This is a genomic window from Streptomyces sp. NPDC003032 (assembly GCF_053591415.1).
The window spans coordinates 353,623-375,780 of record NZ_JBSFTT010000002.1; the positions used below are offsets into that span (position 1 = coordinate 353,623).

Annotated in this window: 19 protein-coding genes; 8 read left to right on the top strand and 11 right to left on the bottom strand. The window is 72.9% G+C overall.

Going from position 1 to position 22,158, the window contains the following annotated elements; genetic code table 11:
• Positions 1-91: 91 nt before the first annotated feature.
• Positions 92-676: a TetR/AcrR family transcriptional regulator gene (locus ACWDZ7_RS04100; RefSeq protein ID WP_451516073.1), complete on the bottom strand. Its 585-nt coding sequence runs from the start codon at positions 674-676 to the stop codon at positions 92-94.
• A gap of 161 nt (positions 677-837) precedes the next feature.
• Between ACWDZ7_RS04100 and ACWDZ7_RS04105 the strand changes: the two genes are divergently transcribed.
• Together ACWDZ7_RS04105 and ACWDZ7_RS04110 are read left to right on the top strand one after the other, a co-directional pair.
• The gene (locus ACWDZ7_RS04105) at positions 838-1,764 is read left to right on the top strand and encodes a phosphatase PAP2 family protein (protein WP_451794612.1); all 927 of its coding nucleotides are present in this window, start codon (positions 838-840) and stop codon (positions 1,762-1,764) included.
• Positions 1,761-2,678 (top strand): DMT family transporter, encoded by a 918-nt coding sequence (locus tag ACWDZ7_RS04110; RefSeq protein WP_451794613.1) that lies wholly within the window; start codon positions 1,761-1,763, stop codon positions 2,676-2,678. Before ACWDZ7_RS04105 ends, ACWDZ7_RS04110 begins: the two co-directional genes overlap by 4 nt.
• A gap of 107 nt (positions 2,679-2,785) precedes the next feature.
• Here ACWDZ7_RS04110 and ACWDZ7_RS04115 read toward each other — a convergent pair whose 3' ends face one another.
• From ACWDZ7_RS04115 to ACWDZ7_RS04125, 3 genes are all read right to left on the bottom strand, one after another.
• Positions 2,786-3,664 carry a phospholipid scramblase-related protein gene (locus tag ACWDZ7_RS04115; protein WP_451794614.1) on the bottom strand — a complete coding sequence of 293 codons (879 nt, stop codon included), beginning with the start codon at positions 3,662-3,664 and terminating at the stop codon, positions 2,786-2,788.
• Between the two features lie 41 nt (positions 3,665-3,705).
• A complete protein-coding gene (locus ACWDZ7_RS04120; protein WP_451794615.1) occupies positions 3,706-4,743 on the bottom strand; it encodes a class I tRNA ligase family protein in 1,038 nt (345 codons plus the stop codon).
• 268 nt (positions 4,744-5,011) lie between these two features.
• On the bottom strand, positions 5,012-7,069 hold the full coding sequence (locus ACWDZ7_RS04125; protein WP_451794616.1) for a phosphocholine-specific phospholipase C: 2,058 nt from the start codon (positions 7,067-7,069) through the stop codon (positions 5,012-5,014).
• 247 nt (positions 7,070-7,316) lie between these two features.
• Here ACWDZ7_RS04125 and ACWDZ7_RS04130 point away from each other — a divergent pair, with 247 nt between their 5' ends.
• The 4 genes from ACWDZ7_RS04130 (at position 7,317) to ACWDZ7_RS04145 (ending at position 10,870) form a co-directional block, all read left to right on the top strand.
• Positions 7,317-8,522: a serine hydrolase domain-containing protein gene (locus tag ACWDZ7_RS04130; RefSeq protein WP_451794617.1), complete on the top strand. Its 1,206-nt coding sequence runs from the start codon at positions 7,317-7,319 to the stop codon at positions 8,520-8,522.
• A gap of 22 nt (positions 8,523-8,544) precedes the next feature.
• A complete protein-coding gene (locus tag ACWDZ7_RS04135; RefSeq protein ID WP_451794618.1) occupies positions 8,545-9,093 on the top strand; it encodes a DinB family protein in 549 nt (182 codons plus the stop codon).
• A 119-nt stretch (positions 9,094-9,212) separates the two neighbouring features.
• Entirely contained in the window at positions 9,213-10,136 is a 924-nt protein-coding gene (locus ACWDZ7_RS04140) for a quinone oxidoreductase family protein (RefSeq protein ID WP_451794620.1), read from the top strand.
• 233 nt (positions 10,137-10,369) lie between these two features.
• Positions 10,370-10,870, top strand: a complete 501-nt coding sequence (locus ACWDZ7_RS04145; RefSeq protein ID WP_451794621.1) for an FBP domain-containing protein — start codon at positions 10,370-10,372, stop codon at positions 10,868-10,870.
• Positions 10,871-10,895: 25 nt separating this feature from the next.
• On the opposite strand, the gene ACWDZ7_RS04150 is transcribed toward ACWDZ7_RS04145, so the two are convergent.
• Complete coding sequence (locus ACWDZ7_RS04150) at positions 10,896-11,285, bottom strand: (2Fe-2S) ferredoxin domain-containing protein (RefSeq protein WP_451517209.1); 390 nt, start codon at positions 11,283-11,285, stop codon at positions 10,896-10,898.
• Between the two features lie 7 nt (positions 11,286-11,292).
• On the bottom strand, positions 11,293-12,663 hold the full coding sequence (locus ACWDZ7_RS04155; protein WP_451794622.1) for a 6-phospho-beta-glucosidase: 1,371 nt from the start codon (positions 12,661-12,663) through the stop codon (positions 11,293-11,295).
• 96 nt (positions 12,664-12,759) lie between these two features.
• Here ACWDZ7_RS04155 and ACWDZ7_RS04160 point away from each other — a divergent pair, with 96 nt between their 5' ends.
• Together ACWDZ7_RS04160 and ACWDZ7_RS04165 are read left to right on the top strand one after the other, a co-directional pair.
• Complete coding sequence (locus ACWDZ7_RS04160; protein ID WP_451794623.1) at positions 12,760-13,638, top strand: hypothetical protein; 879 nt, start codon at positions 12,760-12,762, stop codon at positions 13,636-13,638.
• A 73-nt stretch (positions 13,639-13,711) separates the two neighbouring features.
• A complete protein-coding gene (locus ACWDZ7_RS04165; RefSeq protein WP_451794624.1) occupies positions 13,712-15,010 on the top strand; it encodes an MFS transporter in 1,299 nt (432 codons plus the stop codon).
• A gap of 53 nt (positions 15,011-15,063) precedes the next feature.
• On the opposite strand, the gene ACWDZ7_RS04170 is transcribed toward ACWDZ7_RS04165, so the two are convergent.
• The 5 genes from ACWDZ7_RS04170 to ACWDZ7_RS04190 form a co-directional block, all read right to left on the bottom strand.
• Positions 15,064-15,537 carry a thioesterase family protein gene (locus tag ACWDZ7_RS04170; RefSeq protein ID WP_451794626.1) on the bottom strand — a complete coding sequence of 158 codons (474 nt, stop codon included), beginning with the start codon at positions 15,535-15,537 and terminating at the stop codon, positions 15,064-15,066.
• Complete coding sequence (locus ACWDZ7_RS04175; RefSeq protein WP_451794628.1) at positions 15,534-16,502, bottom strand: 3-hydroxyacyl-CoA dehydrogenase NAD-binding domain-containing protein; 969 nt, start codon at positions 16,500-16,502, stop codon at positions 15,534-15,536. The genes ACWDZ7_RS04170 and ACWDZ7_RS04175 overlap by 4 nt, the downstream gene beginning before the upstream one ends.
• Before the next feature lie 110 nt (positions 16,503-16,612).
• A complete protein-coding gene (locus tag ACWDZ7_RS04180; protein ID WP_451794630.1) occupies positions 16,613-17,506 on the bottom strand; it encodes a 3-keto-5-aminohexanoate cleavage protein in 894 nt (297 codons plus the stop codon).
• Positions 17,507-17,555: 49 nt separating this feature from the next.
• Entirely contained in the window at positions 17,556-18,404 is an 849-nt protein-coding gene (locus ACWDZ7_RS04185; protein WP_451794632.1) for a TetR family transcriptional regulator C-terminal domain-containing protein, read from the bottom strand.
• A 141-nt stretch (positions 18,405-18,545) separates the two neighbouring features.
• On the bottom strand, positions 18,546-22,019 hold the full coding sequence (locus tag ACWDZ7_RS04190; protein ID WP_451794633.1) for an AfsR/SARP family transcriptional regulator: 3,474 nt from the start codon (positions 22,017-22,019) through the stop codon (positions 18,546-18,548).
• Positions 22,020-22,158 lie beyond the last annotated feature (139 nt).

Sequence of the window (22,158 nt, forward strand, 5' to 3'; positions counted from 1 at the left end):
CCGTCCGGCCCGGGGGTGCGCGCCGCCCCCGTCCCCACGGTGCGGCGCGGGCAGGCCCGGGTCTCGTCATCCAGCAGACCCGGGCCCACGATCAGGTGAGGCCGAGCGCGGGCAGCACGCACGCCTCGACGAAACGCGTCAGATACTCCTCGTCGGCGTGCGCGCCCTCAAGGACCGGTCTGGCCCGCAGCACGCCGAACAGCTGCACTGTGAGGAACTCCACCGCCGGATGCCCCTCGGCGATCTCACCGCGCTCGACGCCGCGCCGGATGATCACGTCCATGGCCTGGAGCTCCGGCTCGACCAGCGTCTCGCGCAGCACCCGCTGCAGGTCCACGTCCTGGAGGACCGCGTGGCTGAGCGCCTGGACCAGCATCGTGTCCCGCCCCGACTGCTCGCCCGCGGCCCGGGCCGCCTCGCGCAGGTCCCCGGCGAGGCTGCCGGTGTCGATCCCCTCGAACCGCACGCAGCGGTTGGCTCGCAGCGCCGCGGCCACGAATTGGGGCTTGGTCTTCCACTGACGGTAGAGCGTGGACTTGCTGCACCGGGTTCGGGCGGCCACGCCCTCCATGGTCAGCGCCTCATAGCCGCACTCGCGGAGCTGGTCGAGGACGGCGTCGTAGAACTCCTGCTCACGCTCCGGCGTGATCTTCGAGCGACTCGTCGTCGACGTCATGGCTCTTCTCCTCGGTACGGCGGCCGGATCAGCTCGATCAGCCCTCATCGATACGCCAGTGTACCGGTACGCCTTCGTATCGGTACACTGGCGTATCGATGAGCGAGGCGATTCCTCGCTCGGCACCGCACTACCCAGTCATCATGCAAAGGGGCCGGGGGATGGAATCCCGAACCGAGCCTGCCGAACGGGAGCCGGGCATAACGGTCCGGGAGCCGGACATATCCGCCCGACCGCCCGTCGTCCGCGAGCTCCTCCTCGTCGTAGGACTCTTCCTCGTCTACAAGTTCGGCAGGCAGCTCGCCAACGGGCACACCGGCGAGGCCTTCCACAACGCGCACCGCGTGTGGGACGCCGAGCGGGTGCTGCGCCTGCCCGGCGAGGGCGCCGTGCAGGACGCGCTGCTGAGCAGCGAGACGCTGATCCACGTCGCGAACACCTATTACGCGACCGTGCACTTCCCGGCGACGCTGCTCTTCCTGGTCTGGCTGTACGCGCGCCGGCCCCGGCACTACGTCTGGACGCGGCGGGTCCTGGCCGCGCTGACCGCGGCCGCGCTCGTGCTGCACCTGGGCTTCCCGCTCGCGCCGCCTCGGATGCTGGACGCCGCGCGCCTGGTGGACACGGCGCAGGTGTACGGACCCTCGGTCTACGCCTCGAAGCCCGCCACCGACACGATGGCCAACCAGTTCGCGGCCATGCCCTCCCTGCACTTCGGCTGGGCGCTGATGCTCGCCATCGGCATGATCGTCGCGACCTCGACGCGGTGGCGCTGGCTGTGGCTGCTGCATCCGCTCCTTACCCTGCTCGTGGTCGTGGGCACCGCCAACCACTACTGGCTCGACGCGCTCGCGGCGACCGCGCTGCTCGGCATCGCGCTCGCCGTCATCAGGCCGCCGCTTCCGGCACGGTCGCTGGTCGTACGGCGCCGAGGAGCCACGTCCCGGTCCCAGCCCGATGCCGCGCCCTCGCCCGCGCCCGAAGCCGCGCCCGCGCCCGGAGCGGCGCCCGCGCCCCCCTCGCCCGCGTCGGAGCCGGGCCTCTCCCCCGCCGTCCCGGAATTGATCGTCTCGGGGGCCCCACGGTGAGCGCCACACTTCTCGCCGTCGTGCTCTCCCTCGTCTCGGCGGGCGCGTACGCCGCCGCGGCCGTCGCTCAGGAGCGGCTCGCCTCGCGGGTCGCCGAGGGCGAGAGCGGGGTCCTGCGGATGCTCGGCAGCGGCATCTGGTGGTCCTCGGTCGGGCTCAACGCGGCCGCCGCGCTGCTGCACGTGGCCGCCCTGAAGTACGGGCCGCTCACGCTGGTCCAGCCGCTGGGGGCGCTCACCCTCGTCGCCGCCGTGCCGCTCGGCGCGCGGCTCGCGGGGCGCCGGGTCACGCGCCTGGAGTGGCGCGGCACCGGCCTCACGCTCATCGGCCTCGGCGCGCTGCTCCTGACCGCTTCGGGACCGGCGCCGGACGACACCCTGACGGTGCCCGAGGCGCTGGTCGTGGCCGCCGCGACCATGGCGGCCATCGGGATGCTCTCCCGGCCGGGTACGCGGCCGGGGCTGCGGCACGCGACCGCGTCCGGCTTCGCATCCGGCGTCGCGTCGGCGCTCACGCAGACCGTGACGGTCGCCGTGACCGACCGCTCGGGGCCGCTGCTCAGCCCGCAGGTCCTGATCGTCGCGCTGCTGGTCGCGGCGTTCGCCGCCGGTGGCCTGCTGCTCTCGCAGACCGCCTACCGGGGCGGCCTCGGCGCGCCGCTCGCCGTGGTGACCCTGTCCAACCCGCTGGCGGCCTCGGTCATCGGCGTGGCGCTGCTCGGCGAGCGGCTGCGCGGCGGCGCCGGCGGGCTCCTCCTCGCGGTGGCGGGCGCGGCGGTCGCGGCGTACGGCGTCGTGGTCCTCACCCGGTCGCCGTCGCCGCGGGGCCCGGCGGACGAGCCGGAGCCGGACTTCCTGCCGTCGATCCCCGGCCCGGCCGTGGAACCGGCGGCGCTGCGCCTGTCACGGCCCTGACGGACGTACGTACGCATGTCAGTCCGTACGTACGTGAGAAACGGCGTCGGCCGCACTTCCCGGGCGGGGAGTGCGGCCGACGCCGTTGTCGTACGGAACGGGCACGGTCACCCGAAGCCGCGGGAGTCCTGCTTGAGGGCCGTGTCGACCGTCAGGGCCGTCGCCACGACGAGGCTCAGGAGCGGCTCGGGCAGCTGGTAGTGGATCTGGAGGACGTAGTTGTCCGCGGTGGTGAACATGGTCTTGGCGAGACCTTCCCAGGTCTTCGTGATCCGGGCGACCTCGTTGTCCGCGTGGTCGACGATCGAGAAGTTCCAGGCGCGCCAGTTCTCCGCCTTGATCGCGCCGACCTGCTGGCCGTTCACCACCATCGCGAAGTTGATCTTGCCGATCATGTTCTGCTGGACGATCTCACCGACCGGTGAGCCGTCCGCGCGCTCCACGATCACCCGCGACTTCATGAACTTCCGCGGGCGGGTCAGCATCATCTGCGGCTGGCCGTACGCGTCGCGGATCTCCAGCTTGTGCGTCATGAACTGGTCGATGCTCGCGACGAAGCGCGCGGCCTTCTTCAGAAAGCTCTGGCCGACCTGCACGACCGAGCCGAGCGTGTTGCCCGACTGGTCCATGACGCTGTACTCGTTCGTCAGCTCGATGAGTTTGGCCTTCTGGTTCACCACCAGGACCGGCTCGGTGAACAGCGTGCCGCCGCCCTGAGCGGACGGCGCGACGCCGGCCTGCTGCTGGACCTGGCGCTGCACCTTGGCCGGGTCGGCCATCGGTGGCGCCACCGGCGCGGCCTGCGGGTACGCCTGCGGCTGGCCGAACTGACCCTGCGGGGTCTGCGGGGCCTGCGGCTGCTGCGGGACCTGCTGGGCCGGGCTGGTCTGCTGGGTCCACTGGGAGCCGTCCCACCAGCGGAGCTGCTGGGGGTTGCCCTGGGGGTCCGGGTACCAGCCAGCAGGAGTGTTCGAATGCGTTGTCACCCGGGTGACCCTACCTTCCGGGCGGGGCGCGAAGAACCCCCTCAGAACGCCACGTCGACCCGCAGATCGCCCGCCGCCTCCCGCAGCTCCACCGCTCCGATCGTGCCCGCCGCCCGCACATCGGCCTCCGCCGCCGCGAAGCGGTCGAGGGTCGCTCGCGGTGCCGTGGCCGCCGCCCCCGTGACCTCCGCCCGCATCGACAACCGCGCCCGCGACTTGGCCTTGCGGACCGCCGCGATGGCCTCCGACGCCGTGTCGAGGACCGCCGCGTCGCCGGCGTACCGGCGCGGTCCGCCGGCGTCCGGCCAGGCGGCTCGGTGCACCGAGCCGCTCCGCCACCACGACCAGACCTCCTCCGTGGCGAACGGCAGGACCGCGCGCGAGCAGTTCGTCGCGCAGCTTTTCGTCCCGGCCGCTGTTGCGGACGTACCCGCGTTCGCGCGCGGTGCGGGCGGTGGCGCCCGCCCGCTTCGCGTACGCGGCGCCGGCCGCGTGTCGAGCCGCAGTTCGCGCCACCACGTGACGTCGGTGGTGTCGCCGAAGACGGGGACCTCGATGCCGAAGAGCGGGGTGCGGACCGTCGTGCCGAACAGGTCCTGGTACCGCTCGTCGTCCGGGTGGGCGACCAGCGCGACACAGGCGGGCGGCAGTTCGGGGCGGGTCGTCTCGATCAGGACGGCGCGGTCGTCGGCCCGGCGGAAGGAGAGCCGGTGGTACGCGGCGGGCCGCTCCCGGTCCTCCAGCTCGGCCTGGGCGACCGCCGTGCGGAACGTGACGTCCCACAGCGTGGGTGCCTCGGCGACGTACGCCTCACCGCGCGCGAGGTTGTCCAGGAACGCCTGCTGCGAGGTGGCGCGGGCGTCCGCGTCGATGGTCTGGTAGGTGCGCGACCAGTCGACGGAGAGCCCGAGCTTGCGCCACAGCTCCTCGAAGACCTTCTCGTCCTCGACGGTGAGCCGTTCGCACAGCTCGATGAAGTTCCTCCAGGATTTGGGCAGTTGGCGCCTTCCCGGCTTCTCCGGCGGCGTGAAGCCGGGGTCGTACGGCAGGGCGGGGTCGGCAGGCCGTTGTCGTCCCATCCCTGAGCGACCCGCTGACCGTGGGCGGCGGGGTGTCGATGGAGAAGACCTCGTCCCGCGTCTTCGAGCGGTCGAACGCGAATACACCCGACTCGTCCCAGCGCCGCGACCATTTCTCTTCGAGCCCGTCGAGGACGGGCTTGGCGGGGGCCCCGGAGGGGCGCGGGGAGGAGTTCGTCATGCCCCTGGATGCCATCCGCGGCGGTTCACGACGGCCTCTCCTCTATCGGCGCCTCTCCCCATTGCTGCTCCGGGGCCCCGCCGACCCTCAGCCGGTGATGATCGCCGGGTCGCTGACGCCCGCCGCGCCCGTCTCCACGTGGCCCGCGAGCCGCCGCAGGAAGCCCGTGTCCGTGTCGGACTTCACGGTGAGGTCGTACCAGCGCCTGGTCGCCCGCAGATCGACGGTGTGCTGCACGTCGGCGCCCGCCTTGACCTTGAAGGTCTGGGGCGTGCCGCCGTAGGCGTTGGTCAGCGTGAGGTTCACGTCCGCGCTGCCCGCGTTCCTCAGCGTCAGCGTGAGGTTGCCCGTCGTCCGGTCATGGCGGGCGGTGACCTCGGGGCCCGCCTTCTTGCCGGGGCCCTTGAAGGTGCGCAGGAAGCCGTTGGGGCCGAACACCGAGAGGTCGTACGTGCCGCTGGAGTACGCCGAGTTCCAGGTGTCGGAGACGGTCTTGCCGGCCTCCGCGGTGTACGTCCAGGGGCCGTCGGTGCGGTTGGCGGAGCGGACATGGAAGCAGACGCCCGCCTTGTCGCCGCCGCCGAAGGTCAGCGTGAACTTCCCGGCCGCCGGGTCCGCGCCGCCGTCGACCAGCGGGGCGTACGGCAGGGCGCGGGCGGGCCGGGAGCCCGGTTCCTGCCGGGGCAGCTTCGGGTTCGCGGGCGCCTTCGGCACGTAGTCGGGGTGGCGCTTGTTGTCCGGCGGCTCGTAGGCGGCCGTGTCGGGCAGCCGTGCCGGGTCCGTGTCCTTGCCGCTGAAGTCGAAGGCGGAGGTCAGGTCGCCGCAGATCGCGCGGCGCCACGGCGAGATGTTGGGCTCGCGCACGCCGAAGCGCCGCTCCATGAACCGGATGATCGACGTGTGGTCGAAGACCTCGGAGTTCACGAAGCCGCCGGTGCTCCACGGCGAGACGACGATCATCGGGACGCGCTGGCCGAGGCCGTAGTGCCCGGCCGCGTAGGAGGCGTTGCCCGGGAAGTAGTCGAGTGTCGTGTCGACGGTGGACTTGCCCTGGGCCGCGTCCTTCGGCACGTACGGCGGGACGATGTGGTCGAAGTAGCCGTCGTTCTCGTCGTAGGTGACGAACAGCGCCGTCTTGGCCCACACCTCGGGGTTGGAGGTGAGCGCGTCGAGGGCCTGGGCGATGTACCAGGCGCCGAAGTTCACCGGCCAGTTCGGGTGCTCGGTGAAGGCCTCGGGGCAGGCGATGTAGGAGACCTGCGGGAGCTTGTCGGCCTTGACGTCGGCCCTGAGGATGTCGAAGTAGCCGTCGCCCGCCTTGGCGTTGGTGCCGGTGCGGGCCTTGTCGTAGAGCGGGTTTCCGGGCTTGGCGTTGCGGAACTTGTTGAAGTAGAGGAGGGAGTTGTCGCCGTAGTTGCCTCGGTAGGCGTCGTCGATCCAGCCCCAGTGCCCAGCCGCGTCCAGGCCGTCGCCGATGTCCTGGTACACCTTCCAGGAGACGCCCGCCTGCTCCAGGCGCTCGGCGTACGTCGTCCAGTCGTACCCCGCCTCCTGGTTGCCGAGGACCGGCCCGCCACCCTTGCCGTCGTTGCCGACGTGACCGGTGAGCATGTAGTAGCGGTTGGGGTCGGTGGCCCCGATGAACGAGCAGTGGTAATCGTCACAGATGGTGAAAGCGTCGGCGAGCGCGTAATGGAACGGGATGTCGTCCCGTTTCAGGTACGCCATCGTCCGCTCGGACTTCGCCGGGATCCACTGGTCGTACTTGCCGTTGTTGAACGCCTTGTGGCCGCCGGCCCAGTCGTGGTCGAGGCCCGCGATGAACTGCATGCCGAGGTCCTCGGCGGCGGGGTGGAAGGGCAGCACCTCCTTGCCGCCGCTGGGCTGGTTCCAGACGGGCTTGCCGTTCGGCAGCGTCACCGGGCGCGGGTCACCAAAGCCGCGTACGCCCTTCATCGTCCCGAAATAGTGGTCGAAGGAACGGTTCTCCTGCATCAGGACCACGACGTGCTCGACGTCCTGAATGGTGCCGGTGCTGCGCCTCGCGGGCAGGGAGGCGGCGCGGGCGATGCTCTGGTTGAGCACCGCGTAGGCCGCGGTGCCGCCGGCGACCTGCATGAAACGGCGCCGATTGAGTTCAGGCATGAATATTTCGACCTCGTGTTGTGTGGGGGACGCGAGCGGGTGAAGTGTGCCAAGGGGAGCAAGCGATACGGAAGGGCCCGTGTCCGGCGGGTGAAGAGAAGTCCAACCTCTGGCGAGCGGGACACAAGGCGCTGTGATTGACGTTCCTGTCTCGGGGTAGACGGTCCCGTCACGGGGGTAGGTGCCGTAGGCAACCATGCGGCACGATGGGGCGCCGCCGATCCGTCTCACCGCCCAGGGAGAGTCCATGACTGTGCGCGTCCACGGCACGTGTGCGCCCGGATTCGAGCGCGTACGCGAGGAGTTCGAGCGGAATTTCACCGAGCGCGGTGACCTGGGGGCGGCCGTCGCGGCCACGGTCGACGGTACGTTCGTCGTGGACCTGTGGGCCGGTGACGCCGACCGGAGCGGCACGCGTCCCTGGGAGCGGGACACGCTGGTGAACGTGTACTCCACGACCAAGGGGATGACGGCGCTCTGCGCCCATCTGCTGGTGGAGCGCGGTGAGCTGGACCTGGACGCGCCGGTCGCGCGGTACTGGCCCGGGTTCGCACGGGCGGGCAAGGCGGACATCCCGGTGCGCTGGCTGCTGAGCCACCGCAGCGGGCTGATCGCGCCCGGCGAACCCATGGGGCCGGGCGCGGTGTACGACTGGGAGAAGGTCACCGAGGCGCTGGCGGCCACCGCGCCGTGGTGGCGGCCGGGCTCCGCGCAGGGCTATCACGCGGTGACGTTCGGCTTCCTGGTCGGTGAGGTGGTGCGGCGGGTCACCGGCGTCTCACTCGGCACCTTCCTGCGCTCGGAGGTGACCGGGCCGCTGGGCGCCGACGTCTTCATCGGTACCCCGGAGAGCGAGCACGGGCGGTGTGCGGACATCGCACCGCCCGTGAGCGCGGCCGACGGGACGTCCTCGGGGCGCGGTGTGTTCGCCGAGGCTCCCGAGCCCCCGGTCGGCGGGCTCGACGACCATCCGATGGCGCCGGTCACGCTGGCCTTCTCCTACCTGCCGCTGCGCGACGTGAACGGCGCGGCCTACCGCGGCGCGGAGATCCCCGCGGCCAATGGCCACGCCACCGCGCGCGGACTCGCCACGGTGTACGGAGAGTTGGCGGGCGGCAGGCTGCTCGCCGCCGACACGGTGGAGCGGCTGCGCACACCGCAGGGCGGCGCCGACGAACCGGACCTGGTGCTGCGGGTCGGCACGCCGCTCGCCGAGAGGTGGCCGTGGGGCCTCGGCTACATGCCCAACCAGTACGGGCAGGCGGGGCCCAACCCGCGGGCGTTCGGGCACGGGGGCATGGGCGGGTCGTACGCCTTCGCCGATCCGGAGAACCGTGTCTCGTACGCGTACACGATGAACCGCATGGGCGCCGGCACGTCCGGCGAGGATCTGCGCAGCGTCCACCTGGTCGGTGCGCTCTACTCGGCGCTGGGGTCGCGCGGGCGCGGGTGATCCCGGGTCCGATGATGGGGGCATGACTACAAGCAGACGAGCCGTCTTCTTCACGGGAGAAGAGTCCGACGCCCGGTACGAGACCCCCACCACCGGCGACGAACGCGCGATGCTGGTCAACTTCCTGCGGGCCCAGCGCGCGACCCTGGAGATCAAGTGTGCGGGGCTGTCGGGGGAATTGGATCACCGTTCCGTGGCTCCCTCCGCGCTGTCGCTGCTCGGTCTCGTCCGGCACCTCACCGACGTGGAGCGCCGCTGGTTCCGCCGGGACCTCGCCGGGCAGGACGCGGCGCCGCTCTACGCCACGCCGGACAACGCGGACGAGGACTTCGACGGCGCGGTGGCGGAGCCGGGCGCCGTCGCCGCGGCCTGGGCGGCGTGGCGCCAAGAGGTGGAGTTCGCCGAGAAGTTCGTCGCGGAGGCGGCCGACCTCGACGTCGAGGGCAGGGATTCCTGGCTGGGCGCGGTGTCGCTGCGCTGGGTGCTCGTGCACATGGTCGAGGAGTACGCGCGGCACAATGGGCACGCGGATCTGATCCGGGAGCGGATCGACGGTTCGGTGGGACTGTGACATTCCCTCCTTGCCTCGTCCCCTCGGTCGGGGAATAGCCGGGCGATCTTGGTGGTCATCCTGTACGGAAACCGAGACCGGAACCGAGCGGTACGGACCCGAGCGAGGGAGCGAGCCGGATGCCCATGGCGTACGTATTCACCGAACACGGCGGTCCCGAGGTGGAGGCCTTCGTCGACCTGCCGATACCGGAGCCCGGACCGGGGCAACTCCTCGTCGCGGTGCGCGCGGCGGGCGTGAACCCGGTCGACTGGAAGCTGCGGGCGGGCAAGCGCAGGCCCGGGCAGGGGCCGCTGGTGGGGCCGGAGGTCCTGGGCAGCGAGGTCGCCGGGGTCGTGGAGCGCGTCGGGCCCGGGGTGGAGGGGTTCGCGGTCGGGGACGCGGTGTTCGGCAATCCGGTCACCGGCGGGTACGCGCGGTTCACGCTGGTCCCGGCCGACATCGCCGCGCACAAGCCGGACGCCCTCTCCTTCACGGACGCCGCCGCGCTGCCGGTCGCGGCCGCCACCGCGTACGACGGGCTGCGGCAGCTGGATCTGCCCGCCGGGGCGACTCTGCTGATCACCGGCGCCGGGGGCGGGGTCGGAGTGGCCGCGACGCAGATCGCGCGCCACTTCGGGCTGCGTGTGGTGGGCACGGCCGGCGCGGGCAAGAAGGAGTTCGTCGAGTCGCTCGGCGCGGTCCATGTGGCGCGGGGCCCGCGACTGGCCGAGCGCGTGCGGGAGTCGGCGCCGGGCGGCCGTATCGACGCGGTCTTCGACCTGGTCGGCGGCGCGGACCTGGCGGAGGTCGCGGAGCTCCTGACCGACCGCGGCAGACTGATCACGGCAGCCGCCAAGGAGACCGTCACGGAACTGGGCGGCGCCGCGGTCGCGCGCGCCCGGACGGCGGCGGTCCTGGACGAGGTAGCCCTGTTGGCCGTGTCCGACGTCCTGCGCCCACACGTCACGGCCACCTACCCCCTCGCCCGCGCCGACGAGGCGCTGCGCGCGGTGGAGGACGGCCATGCGCGGGGCAAGATCGTGATCGAGGTGGGAGCGTGAGGGGCGCGGCGGCGTCGGACGCGTCTTCCTGAGCCGGCGGGCGAAGCGGCGTCGATGACCTTTCCCGCCCCCGCGCCGCAAGCACCCCGCCCCCGGACGAGTCCCTCGGCTTCCGGCTGCTGCGGCGCGCGACCGAGTCCTGGGCCGCGCGGGCGCCCGCCCACGCGGCCGCCTCAGAGGTACCGGGGAAAAAGAGAGGACGGTTCCGTTTGTCCATTGGTACCTTCCGGATCATGGAATCCGTCAGTGAGAAACAGATCCGCGCCTCCTTCGTGAACTGCTCGAAGGGTGAGGCGACCCGGCTCACGCTGCCGGCGGGCTTCGCCGAGACCGCATGGTCGGACCTGGACTTCCTGGGCTGGCGCGACCCCAAGGCCCCCGAGCGCGGCTATGTGGTGACGTGGCGGGACGGCAAGCCCGTCGGCATCGCGCTGCGCGCCTCGACCGGGCCGCGCAAGAGCCTGCTCAAGTCCAGCATCTGCTCGGTCTGCGTGACCCCGCAGTCCGGCTCCGGCATCACCCTGCTCGTGGCGCCCAAGGCGGGAGCGGCGGGCCGCCAGGGCAACACGGTCGGTCTGTACATCTGCGCGGACCTGGCGTGCTCCCTCTACGTGCGCGGGAAGAAGACGACGGTGTTCGCCCGCCGCATGGAGGAGAGCCTCTCACTGGAGGAGCAGAACGCCAGGACCCTGCGGAATCTGCACGGCTTCCTGGACCAGGTCCTCGCCGGTTAGGTCAGGGCTCCCGCACAGACGGGTCCTACAGCGCGCGGGGGTCCACCAGTTGCAGCGCCAGCGTCGGTGACGGCTCGGCCAGGCCGGGGCCGCCCGCCTGTGCCCAGGCGAGTATCCCCTCCAGCGACTCGTCGTCCGTGACGAAGCCGACCCAGGCCGCCCGGCCGCCCCGCCTGCGCCCCTCGTTCGAGGGCTGGACGACGACGATGTTGGCCTGGCCGCACGGCCCGAGGCAGTCGCTCGTGCGCACCGCGAACCGGCCCCGCGAGGCCGCCGCCGCGGACCGCAGCCGCTCCAGCTGCCAGTCGTGGTCGATGCCGGGGTTCTTGCGGGCGTCGCCGCAGCAGCAGCCCCGGCACACGACGAGCGTGCAGGGGCGGCGGGCGGCGGCACCGATGGAGACGACGGGACTCATCCCGTGATCATGTCAGCTCGGTCCCGCCCGGCTCCCCGCGGCCCAGGTACGCGAGCCCGGGATGCGCCTGGCGGTAGCCGTCCACCAGGCGCCGCGCGACCGTCACCGAGTCGACCAGCGGATGCAGCGCGAACGCCTTGACCGCGGTGGCGAGCGACCCGCTCCGCGCCGCGGCGAGCACCTCGCGCTCGACGGCCTTGACGGAGCACACCAGGCCGGTGGCGTGGCCCGGCAGCGGGTCCACCGTCATGGGATGGGCGCCGTTGGCGTCGACGGAGCACGGCACCTCGATGACGGCGTCCGCGTCCAGGGCGGCCAGGGTCGTGCCGTTGCGCACATTGAGGATCAGCGTCGCCCGTTCGTCCCGCGCGATGGCCCGCATCAGCGCGAGGGCGACCTTCTCGTACCCACCGGACTCCAGGTCCTCCTCGGCCCGCTCCCCCACGCCCGCCGCTTCCCGGTTCTCCGCCATGTACGCCGCCTCGCGCTCGGCGAGGGTGTCGTCCCACGCCTTGAGGGCGGAGGTGCCCGGGTCCTGCACATCGGCGTAGAAACGGGCCTGCTGGTCGTGGAGGAAGGCGCCGCGGGTCCGCTCGGCCTGCTGGTAGGCGCGTACGGTGTCGCGGTTGAAGTAGTAGTAGTGCAGGTATTCGTTGGGGATCGCGCCGAGCGACTGGAGCCAGTCGGCGCCGAAGAGCCTGCCCTGTTCGAACGAGACGAGGAGTCCGGGGTCGGCGAGCAGGCGCGGCAGTTCGTCGCGGCCCGCGACGCGCAGGCCGCGCAGCCAGCCGAGGTGGTTGAGGCCCACGTAGTCGATGAAGGCCTCGTCGGGGTCGGCGCCGAGCACCTGCGCGGCCCTGCGGCCGAGGCCGACGGGCGAGTCGCAGATGCCGATGACGCGGTCGCCGAGGTGGCGTGACATGGCCTCGGTGACCAGGCCCGCGGGGTTGGTGAAGTTGATGACCCAGGCGTCCGGGGCGAGCCGGGCGACGCGCCGTGCGATGTCCACGGCGACGGGCACGGTGCGCAGTCCGTACGCGATGCCGCCCGCGCCGACCGTCTCCTGCCCGAGGACGCCCTCGGCCAGCGCGACGCGTTCGTCGGCGGCACGCCCCTCGAGGCCGCCGACGCGGATCGCGGAGAACACGAAGTCGGCGCCGCGCAGCGCCTCGTCGAGGTCGGTGGTGGCGGTCACGGCGGGCGCTTCGGCGACGCCCGTGGCCTGTTCCGCGAGGACGCGCGCGATGGCGCCGAGCCGCGCCGCGTCCAGGTCGTGCAGGACGACGTCGGTGACGCGGCCCTCGGCACGGTCGCCGAGGAGGGCCCGGTACACCAGCGGAACGCGGAACCCGCCTCCGCCGAGAATTGCCAGCTTCACGTCTACAACCGCCTTCTGTCGGAGCGTTACCACTGGGGCTCACGTTACGTACGATGACGCGGCAGCGTTCCGACCCCCCACGGAGGTAGCGCCCCGATGACCCTTTGGACCGCACCGGCGACGACCCTTCGGCGGGCGTCGACCGCCCTGTTCGGCGCCGTCACCCTGACGGTGGTGATGACGGGCGGCGCGGCATCGGCCTCGCCCGGCGGCTGGCAGGAGTCGGGTACCTCGTACGTCAACTCCCTCACCGGCAGCCAGGGGCTCGCGAGCCGCGCGGACGGCAGCCTCCTCCACCGGGGGCTCGGCTCGATACCGCTGGACCTGCGCGTCAAGGGCTGGGGGCACGTGGGCGACCCCGACATCGCGGACGGGCACACCTTCGACGCCTACCAGGGCGGTGACGGCGCGAAGTCGAAGATGTTCGCGGTGACCACGCCCGGCGGGCAGCGCCACCTCTACGAGCATCGGCTCGACGCGGGCGAGAAGCTCAACAACTCCTTCGCCGCCGTCTCGCCCGACACGCGCTGGCTCGTCTCCGGTGAGTGGGGCGACCAGAAGCGCCTCCAGGTCTTCCCCGCGCCGCTGCTCAACCCCTCCACGCCACCGACCGGCGGGGCGCTCCCCCAGGCCGGGCAGATCACGCTCGACAAGCCCGTGCGCGACATCCAGGGCTGTGACTTCGTCTCCGCCACGCGGCTGGTGTGCGCCTCGAACGACGCGTCCAAGGAACTGTTCCCCGAGGACCGGCCCGTCCTCCGGATCGACCTGGACCGCGCGCTCGACGGGCGGCCCGTGACCGGCCGCGTCTCCTCCCTCTTCGCCTCGCCGCGGCGCAGCGTCTGCTCCGGCTCGTTCGAGACGGAGGGCGTGGACTACGACGCGGCGCGACGGACGCTGCGCGTCGAGGTGGTGCCGCCGACGCCGTGCCTGGTGACGACGGCGGTGTACGCGTACAGGCCGACGACGGGCTGAGAGTAGGGGGGCCCGCTGTCCGCCTGACGGACAGCACGTGTGGGGCGCCGCCTCACAGGGGAAGGTCGTGATCATGACACAGCACGACCAGCAGGTGACCGACGCCTCCCCCGCCCACGAGCGGCGTCCGATACGGCAGTTGCTCGCCGCGTCGGTCGGCAACGCCGTGGAGTGGTACGACTGGTACGCGTACACCTTCCTCGCCACGTACATCGCCGGCCAGGTCTTCCCCAAGGGCTCGGGGAACTCCCTGGTGCCGCTGCTCTCCACGTTCGCCGTCTTCGCCGTCGGCTTCTTCATGCGGCCCGTGGGCGGCCTGCTGATGGGCGCCGTCGCCGACCGGCGCGGCAGGCGGGCCGCGCTGACCGTCACCATCCTGTTGATGGGCGGCAGCAGTCTGCTGGTCGGCCTGACCCCGACGTACGCGTCCGTGGGCGTGCTCGCACCGGTGGTGCTCGTCGCGGCGCGGCTGCTGCAAGGCCTCTCGGTGGGCGGCGAGTTCGCCGCGTCGACGACGTTCCTCGTGGAGTCGGCGGGTCCGGGGCGGCGCGGCCTGTTCTCCAGTTTCCAGTACGTCTCCACGAGCGCGGGCCAGCTGGCCGCGTCGGGCGTCGCGGCCCTGCTGGTCGCCACGCTCTCCGACGGGCAGATGGACGGCTGGGGCTGGCGGCTGCCCTTCCTGCTCGGGGCGGTGCTCAGCCTGGTCGGCTTCTGGATCAGGCAGGGCGCGTACGAGACACACCGGGCGCCCGCCGAGCGGGGCGAGCGGCCCGGACTCCTCGACGCGCTGCGCCACCATCGGCGTCAGTCGCTGCTGATCTGCGGCATCACGGCGGGCGGCACCATCGCCTACTACACGTGGACGTCGTACCTGCCGACGTACGCCGAGCTGAACACCGGCATCGGCAAGAGCCAGGCGCTGCTCGCGGGCACGCTCTCGCTCGCGTTCTTCGCCCTGCTCCAGCCGGTGGGCGGGCTGCTCTCCGACCGCGTCGGGCGCAGGCCGCTGCTGCTCTTCTTCGGCATCGGGTTCGCCGTTCTGAGCGTGCCGCTGCTGAAGTCGCTCTCCGGGTCGTTCGTCTCGCTGCTGCTCGTGCAGTGCGCGGGGATGGTGCTGCTCACCGGGTTCACGTCGATCTCGGCCGCCGTGAACGCGGAGGTGTTCCCGGCGCGGGTGCGGGCCGCCGGGATCGGCTTCCCGTACTCGCTGACCGTGGCGGTGTTCGGCGGCACGGCCCCGTACGTGGGAACCCTGTTCAAGGAGATCGGCTCTCCGGGGTTGTTCCCCTGGTACGTGGCCGTGCTGTGCCTTTTGTCGTCGGTGGTCTATTTGCGGTTGCCGGAGACGGCGCACAAGGAGCTTGAGCGGTGAGCCCCGGCAGGGGCGCGGGGAACGGCGCGACCAGCCACATCCGGCCCGCGGATTCACACGACGGCGATCGAACGGCCCGCCCACTCCGGGGCCGCTTCCGCGAGGCCCTTGAGGTGCTCCCGGATGTCGTCCGGGAAGGGCGCCGCGCGGCCCGCGTTCTGGTCGACGTGGACCGCGAGCAGCTCCGTGGTGGCCACCGGGGCCGCGTCCGGGGCAGGTTCGGCCCCGGCGTCCTCGACGACGTACATCTCGTGCGTGAAGCGCGCCTTCTTGGCGTCGGCGCCCAGCAGGCGGGTGCGGACGGCGAGATGGACGCCTTCCGGGACGTCGTTCAGGTAACGGATATGCGCCTCGACCGTGTAGAGGGAGCAGCCGGTGGACTCGCGGTAGCCCGCGTGCAGGCCCGTCTCGATCATCATGGCGTCGGTGGCGTAGCCGAAGACGAGGACGTAGAAGGCCTCGCTCATATGACCGTTGTAGTCGATCCACTCGGGGCGGACGGTCCGGTACAGGAGGGGCAGGGTCACTTGGCGTCCTTCCGCTGCTTGGGCAGACGGCCCGTCGCCCGCAGTACGTCGATGACGCCCTGGTCACGCTCGGCGACGAGGTCCGCGATGGTGCGCCCGGCCGCCTCCTCGTCGCATCCGGCGACCACGGCGTCGTACAGCCTCTTGTCGAGTTCGGGGGCTTCCAGGCGCGTCCACGGCGACTTCAGGGAAGGGCCGAAGTGGTCGAGCATGTGCGCCATGCCGCCCTCGCCGCCCGCGAGCGCGAAGGTGAGCATGGGGCCCATGAACGCCCAGCGCAGGCCCGGCCCTTCGGTGATGGAGTCGTCGATCTCCTGGACGGTGGCCTCGCCGTTGGCGACCATGTGCAGGGCCTCGCGCCACAGGGCTTCCTGGAGGCGGTTGGCGATGAAGCCGGGGACCTCGCTCTTCATCGTGATCACGGACTTGCCCGCGGTCTCGTAGAAGCGGGACGCCCAGGCGACGGCCTCGGGGTCGGTCCGCTCGCCGCCGACGACCTCGACGAGCGGGATGAGGTACGGCGGGTTGAAGGGATGCCCGACGACGAGGCGGCCGGGCGTCGTGGCCTCGGTCTGCATGTCGGTCATCGGGTAGCCGGAGGTGGAGGAGGCGATGACGACCCCGGCGGGCGCCGCGGGGTCCAGCCGGGCGAGCAGGTCGCGCTTGAGCTCCAGCTTCTCGGGGGCGCTCTCCTGCACGAACTGGGCGTCGGCGACGGCCTCTTCGAGGGACGCGGCGACGGTCAGGCGGTCCTGGGACGCGCCCTCGGCGAGCCCCAGCTGGGTGAGCGCGGGCCAGGCGGCCCCCACGAGGCGGCGCAGCCGCTGCTCGGCGTCGGGGGCGGGGTCCCAGGCGGTGACGTCATAGCCACGGGCCAGAAAATGGGCGACCCAGCCGCCACCGATCACTCCGGCGCCGACACAGGCGACGCGGCGTACTTCTTCAGGGGTGGTGGTCGTGGTCATGAGGGGGTTCCTTTCCAGCTGCGGCGGGGTGGCGCCCTGGGGGGCGCGGGGAACTGCGCGACCAGCCACATCCGGCCCGCGGCTGAGACACCGCACAGTCCGGCGAAGCGCTAGACGCGGGCCTTGAGACCGAGCTTCCGCCGGGCCTCGTCCGGCGTGGCGACGCGCGACCCGAGCGACTCGGTGATCCGCACAGCCCGCTCCACAAGCTGCGCGTTCGTCGCCTTGTCGCCCTTGCCGAGATAGAGGTTGTCCTCCAGACCGACGCGGACCTGGCCACCGAGCAGGATGGACTGGGCGACCCACGGCATCTGCATGCGGCCGAGCGCGAAGCTGGCCCACTGGGCGCCTTCGGGAAGCATGTTGACCATGGACTGCAGGACGCCCGGGTCGGCGGGGGCACCCCACGGGACGCCCATGCAGAGCTGGAAGACGGTGGGGTCGTCGAGCAGCCCCTCGGCGAGGAGCTGCTTGGCGAACCACAGCTGGCCGGTGTCGAAGATCTCCAGCTCGGGGCGGACACCCAGCTCCTGGATGCGCTTGGCGCCCTGACGGAGCATGTCGGGCGTGGAGATGTAGAGGTTGCTGCCGTCGCCGAAGTTGAGCGAGCCGCAGTCGAGCGTGCAGATGTCGGGGAGCAGGTCCTCGACGTGCGGGAGGCGGTCGAGGCCGCTGACGAGGTCGGTGCCCGGCAGGTGCTTGAGCGGCTCGTCCGGGTCGATGACGAGGTCGCCGCCCATGCCCGCGGTGAGGTTGATGACGACGTCGGTGCCGGTCTCCTTGATGCGCTCGACGACCTCGCGGTACAGGCGCGGGTCGCGGGAGGGGGCACCGCTCTCCGGGTCGCGGACGTGGATGTGCACGACGGCGGCACCCGCCTCGGCGGCCTCCACGGCGGACGTGGCTATCTGCTCGGGCGTGACGGGCACGTGCGGGCTCTTGCGGACGGTGTCGCCGGCGCCGGTCAGGGCGCAGGTGATGATGACGTTGTCGTTCACGGGCATGCGGAACTCTTCCTCGGGGGGTCGGGGTCGTAAGGGGGCGTACGAGAAGTCAGTGCGCGGTCAGCGTGGCGTCGACGTAGGCGGTGAGGGCCTCGTGCATGTCGTCGGGGCTCGTGCCGGGGCCGTCGGGTGCGCAGGCGAGGACCTGTGCGGCGAGGCCGTCGATCAGCGCGGTCAGGCGCAGCGCCGCGGCCTCGGGGTCGGCGGGGCGGAATACGCCTTCGGCGACGCCGCGCCGGATGACGTCGGCGACGGTGGTGCGCCACTGCCGGTAGTAGTCGGTGTGCAGGCGGCCCACGGCGGTGGAGCGGGCGGCCTCCGCCCACAGGTCGAGCCAGACGCTCCACTGCCGGCGCTGCCGCGCGCTGCGCGGGATCTGGAGCTCGATGAGCTGGCGCAGTTCGTCGGCGGTGTCGGCCGCGTCCGCGACGCGCGCGGCCCGGCGGGCGGTGTCCTCGTCCATGCACCAGCGCACGGAGGCTTCGAGGAGGTCGTCGCGGCCCGGGAAGTGGTAGTGGATGGCGGCGGTGCTGGTGTCGCAGGCCGCGGCGATGTCCTGGACGCGGACGGCGTGGAAGCCGTGCTCGGCGATGAGGCGCACGGTCTCGCGCACGATCTGCAGGGGCCTGCCGCCCTCCGTGAGCGGCCCCCCGGCGCGCTGCCGCCGGGCCGGGGGCGCGGCGTCCGGCGTACCGAGGAGCCAGCCCGCGTCGACGCCGCCGGTGGCGGCGATGCGGGCCAGCTCGGCCGCGGTGAACCGGCGTGTGCCGCCGAGGGAGCGGGACAGCTTGGAAGGGTCCATGACGATCCGGCGCGCGAACTCCCGCTGGGTCACACCCGCGTCGGCGATGACCTTGCGTACACGCTCGGACACGTCGTCCCGCTGCTCTGGCTGCATGGTGGGCCACCGTACATACGTGTTGCGATGAGCACAACATTCGTACGCCGGAATCCCTGCCCCCCATGGGATTGTGCTGCTGACTGGCGCATCAGTCAGTGGGCGGAGGACGCCCGGGCCCGCCCCGCCCTGCGGGAGTGTTCAGCGGGGAAGGCCGTCGTGCGGCGCCGGATCGCCGCCCTCGATGAGGAGATCATCCGCCTGGCCGGGCGCGAGCGCCTGCCGGCCCGCGTCGGCGCGGCGGGCGGCACGGAGCGCCGAGGCGGGGCGGGCCGCCGCGGGTACCGCGAGGTGGAAGGGGCATTCGGTGCTGCGCGGTGGCGGGGCGTCCCGCAGCACCTCGTCGAGGCGGATCCGCAGCGCCCGCGCGGCCGCCGGGTCGTCCTGCGGGAGCCCGGCGAGGCCGCGCAGAGGCAGGATCTCGGCGAAGGCGCGGCCCGAGAGCTTCGCGGCGCGCAGCGCGTGCGCCCAGCGGATGCGGGCGAGGACCAGGTCGCCGTGGTCGGCGGCGAGCCGCCCCAGCAGGGCCAGTTCATGCGCGGCGCACTCGGGGCGGTGGCCCTCCTGGTAGGCGGACACGGCCGTCAGGTGCAGCCGTTCGGCGGCTTCGATATCGCCGCGTGCGCCGGCGACGAGGGCCCGCAGTGTCGCCGCCTTCGCCCGCAGGAACGCCTCGCCGGTCTCGTCCGCGTAGGCCTCCATGCCCCGCGCGAAGCTCTCCGCGGCCGCCGTGTCGCCGTCGCCCGCGGCCGCGTAGCCGAGCAGGGCCTTCACCCAGGCGGCCTCGTGCTCGGAACCGATGAGCAGAAGCTCCTGGTGGGCGCCGTGCCAGGAGCGCAGGGCGGACGCGCGGTCGCCGAGGCGTTCCTGCGCCATGCCCGTCATGATCCACGCGGTGGCGGCGGAGTGCGGGTCGACGCCCGCCAGGAGCTCCCTGGCGGTGACGGCGGCGGTCAGGGCGGGCCGTGCGCGGTCCTCGGCGACGAGGAGCTCGCTGTGGAAGAGCTGCCAGATGCCGGTCTCCCAGCCGTGCCGGTAGGCGTCGAGGGCGGCTTCGGTGCGGTCGGCCACCGCGCGCGCCTCCGTCAGGCGCTCCTGGCGTACGTGCACGGCGAGGGCGAGCGCGCCCACGAACGCCACGCCCGCGTCCTGGCCCGCCTCCTCGGCCGCGGGCACGGCACGCCGCAGCAGTTCCTCGTCGCCCCGGTCCTGGCGGATGTTGACCCCGAGCCAGCCGCACCACGCCAATGCCTCGGCGTGCCAGGGGGTTCGGGGCGGGGTGTCCCGCAGCGCGCGGGCGAGCCGCTCGCGCCCTTCGGCCTGGCGGCCCGCGGCGGTCCAGTAGAGGGCGAGGCGTGTGGCGATGCGGGAGGCGAGCAGGGCATCGGAGCCGTCGCCGCCGGGGCGTTCCCCGGCGCCCCGGGTGCGGTCCGTGCCCTGGAGCCAGTCGAGGCAGGCGGAGACCTCCGGCGCGACGGCGCCCATCTCCGCGTACGCCTCCCGGAAGCCCCCGGTGCGCATGCGGTGCGCGGTGCGTTCGGCGAGGGCGGCGACCCAGCGGGCGTGGCGGCGCAGCGCCGCGGGCTCCTCGCCGTGCTCGGCGAGGGCGGCGCGCGCGTACTGGCGCACGGAGACCAGCATCCGGTAGGTGGGGCGCTCCGGGGAAGGCGAGAAGACGAGGAGCGACTTGCCGGCGAGGCAGGCCAGCATGGCGGGCGCGCCGGGTCCCGCGACGGCCGCCGCGGCCTCGACGGTGAAGCCGGTCGCGAAGACCGACACGGCCCGCATGACCGCCCGCTCCTCGGGGGTGAGGAGGCGGTAGCTCCAGTCGACGGCGGCGCGCAGCGTGGCATGGCGAGGGTCGGCCGACCACAGCCGGGTGTCCAAGTTGCCGCGGCGGGCCCGGAGTTGACCGACGATGATGTCGAGCGGCGCGGTCACCGCCTTGGCCGCGACGAGTTCGATGCCGAGCGGCATCCGGTCGACGGCGGCGCAGACCTCGCCGATCTCGTGGTCGAGCGCGGCGTCGGCGGCCGCGGGGGCGAGGCGGTGCAGACGGGTGCGGAACAGCCGCGCCGCGTCGTGGGCGCTCATGGGGCACAGTGCGTACGGGTGCTCCCCGGCGACGCCCAGGCACTCCCTGCTGGTCGCGAGGATGCGCAACGCGGGGCAGGAGGTGAGGAGTTCGGCGGCCACCTCGCCCGCGTCGCCGAGGACGTGCTCGCAGTTGTCGAGCAGCAGGAGTGGGCGCGCGCGGCGCGCGGCCGTAGCGCGCACCCGCAGCCGCGCGGCACGCGGCACGAGCCCGCCTGTTGCGATCCCCATGGCCTCGGCGACGGCGGCGGTGACCCCGCCGGGCGGGCACGGCACCAGGTCGACGCGCCACACCTCGGCGCCCGCCTGTTCCTCGCGGGCCGCGACGGCGAGGGCCAGCCGGGTCTTGCCGAGACCGGCGGCGCCAACGACGGTCACCAGTCCGGGCCCCGCCAACCGGCGCGACAGCTCCCGCAGTTCCTCGCCGCGACCCACGAAGTTCCCGTCGCGGGCATGGTCCTGCGGCGCCCATGGTGGTGGCGGGGCGGACCGAGGGGCAGGGGGCGGGGCGGAAGCCGGAGTGGAGACCTCGCCGCGGCCCATGGAGTTCCCGTCCGGGGCATGGTCCTGCGGCGCCCACGGTGGTGGCGGGGCGGACCCGGGAGCAGGGGGCGGGGCGGAAGCCGGAGTGGGGACCTCGCCGCGGCCCATGGAGTTCCCGTCCGGGGCATGGTTCCGCGGCGGGGCGGACTCCGGGGCGGGCCGGCGCTCCGGGGGGCGCGCGGGGGCAGGAGCCGGGGCAGGGGCAGGGGCGCGGGCGGGTGTGGCCGCGAGGACCTCGCGTTGCGCGGCGCGCAGTTCGGGGCCCGGCTCGATGCCGAGGCGTTCACGCAGATCGGCGCGGGCGACGCGGTACACCTCCAGCGCCTCGGCCTGGCGCCCGCTCGCGTGCAGGGCCTTGATGAGCAGGGCGCGCACCCGCTCCCGGTCGGGGTCCTCGTGGACCGCGGCCCGCAGCTCCTCGACGAGCGCGGGCGGATCGGCCGACGGGTCGGGCGCCGTCATGTGCGCGAGGACGTCGAGTTCGGCCTCGGCCCGCTGTTCGAGCGCGGAGAGTCGAAGCGCTTCAATCCTGGCCCGCTCCTGCTCGACGAACGGCAGCGGGGGCAGTCCGGCGAGCGGCGGCCCCGGATGGCCGCGCAGCAGGTCGCGCAGGGCGGCGGCGCGCGGGGCCGCGCCGCCGCGGGCGCGCGCGGCGCCGAGCCCGGCCTCGAAGCGCCGCACGTCGAAGGTGTGCCCCGTCAGGTCGAGGCGGTAGCCCGCGGGTCCGGTGAGGATGAGGGCCGGGGCGTGCGGGTGCAGGGCGCGGCGCAGCTTGGCGACGGCGGTGTGCAGGGCCGCCGTGGGGTCCTTGGCGCGCGCCCCGGTCCACAGCTCGGCGAGGATCCGGCCGCCGCTGACCGCGGACGGCGCGTGCAGCAGCAGGAGCGCCAGGAGCGCCCGCTGGAGCGCGCCCGGGACCGGCACGGGCCGCCCGGAGTCGTCGCGCACGACGAACTCGCCCAGTAACTCGAACTCCATGACCGCCATCGGATCACGCCCGGGGTGCGCGTTGCCAGCGGTTCTCCGGACAGGCTCACCGCCCGCTCGCCCGCGGGGACATCGGGTGGACAGGTTTTGGACAGGGCGCCCCGTGATTCTTGGGGCGTGATGAGGAGGC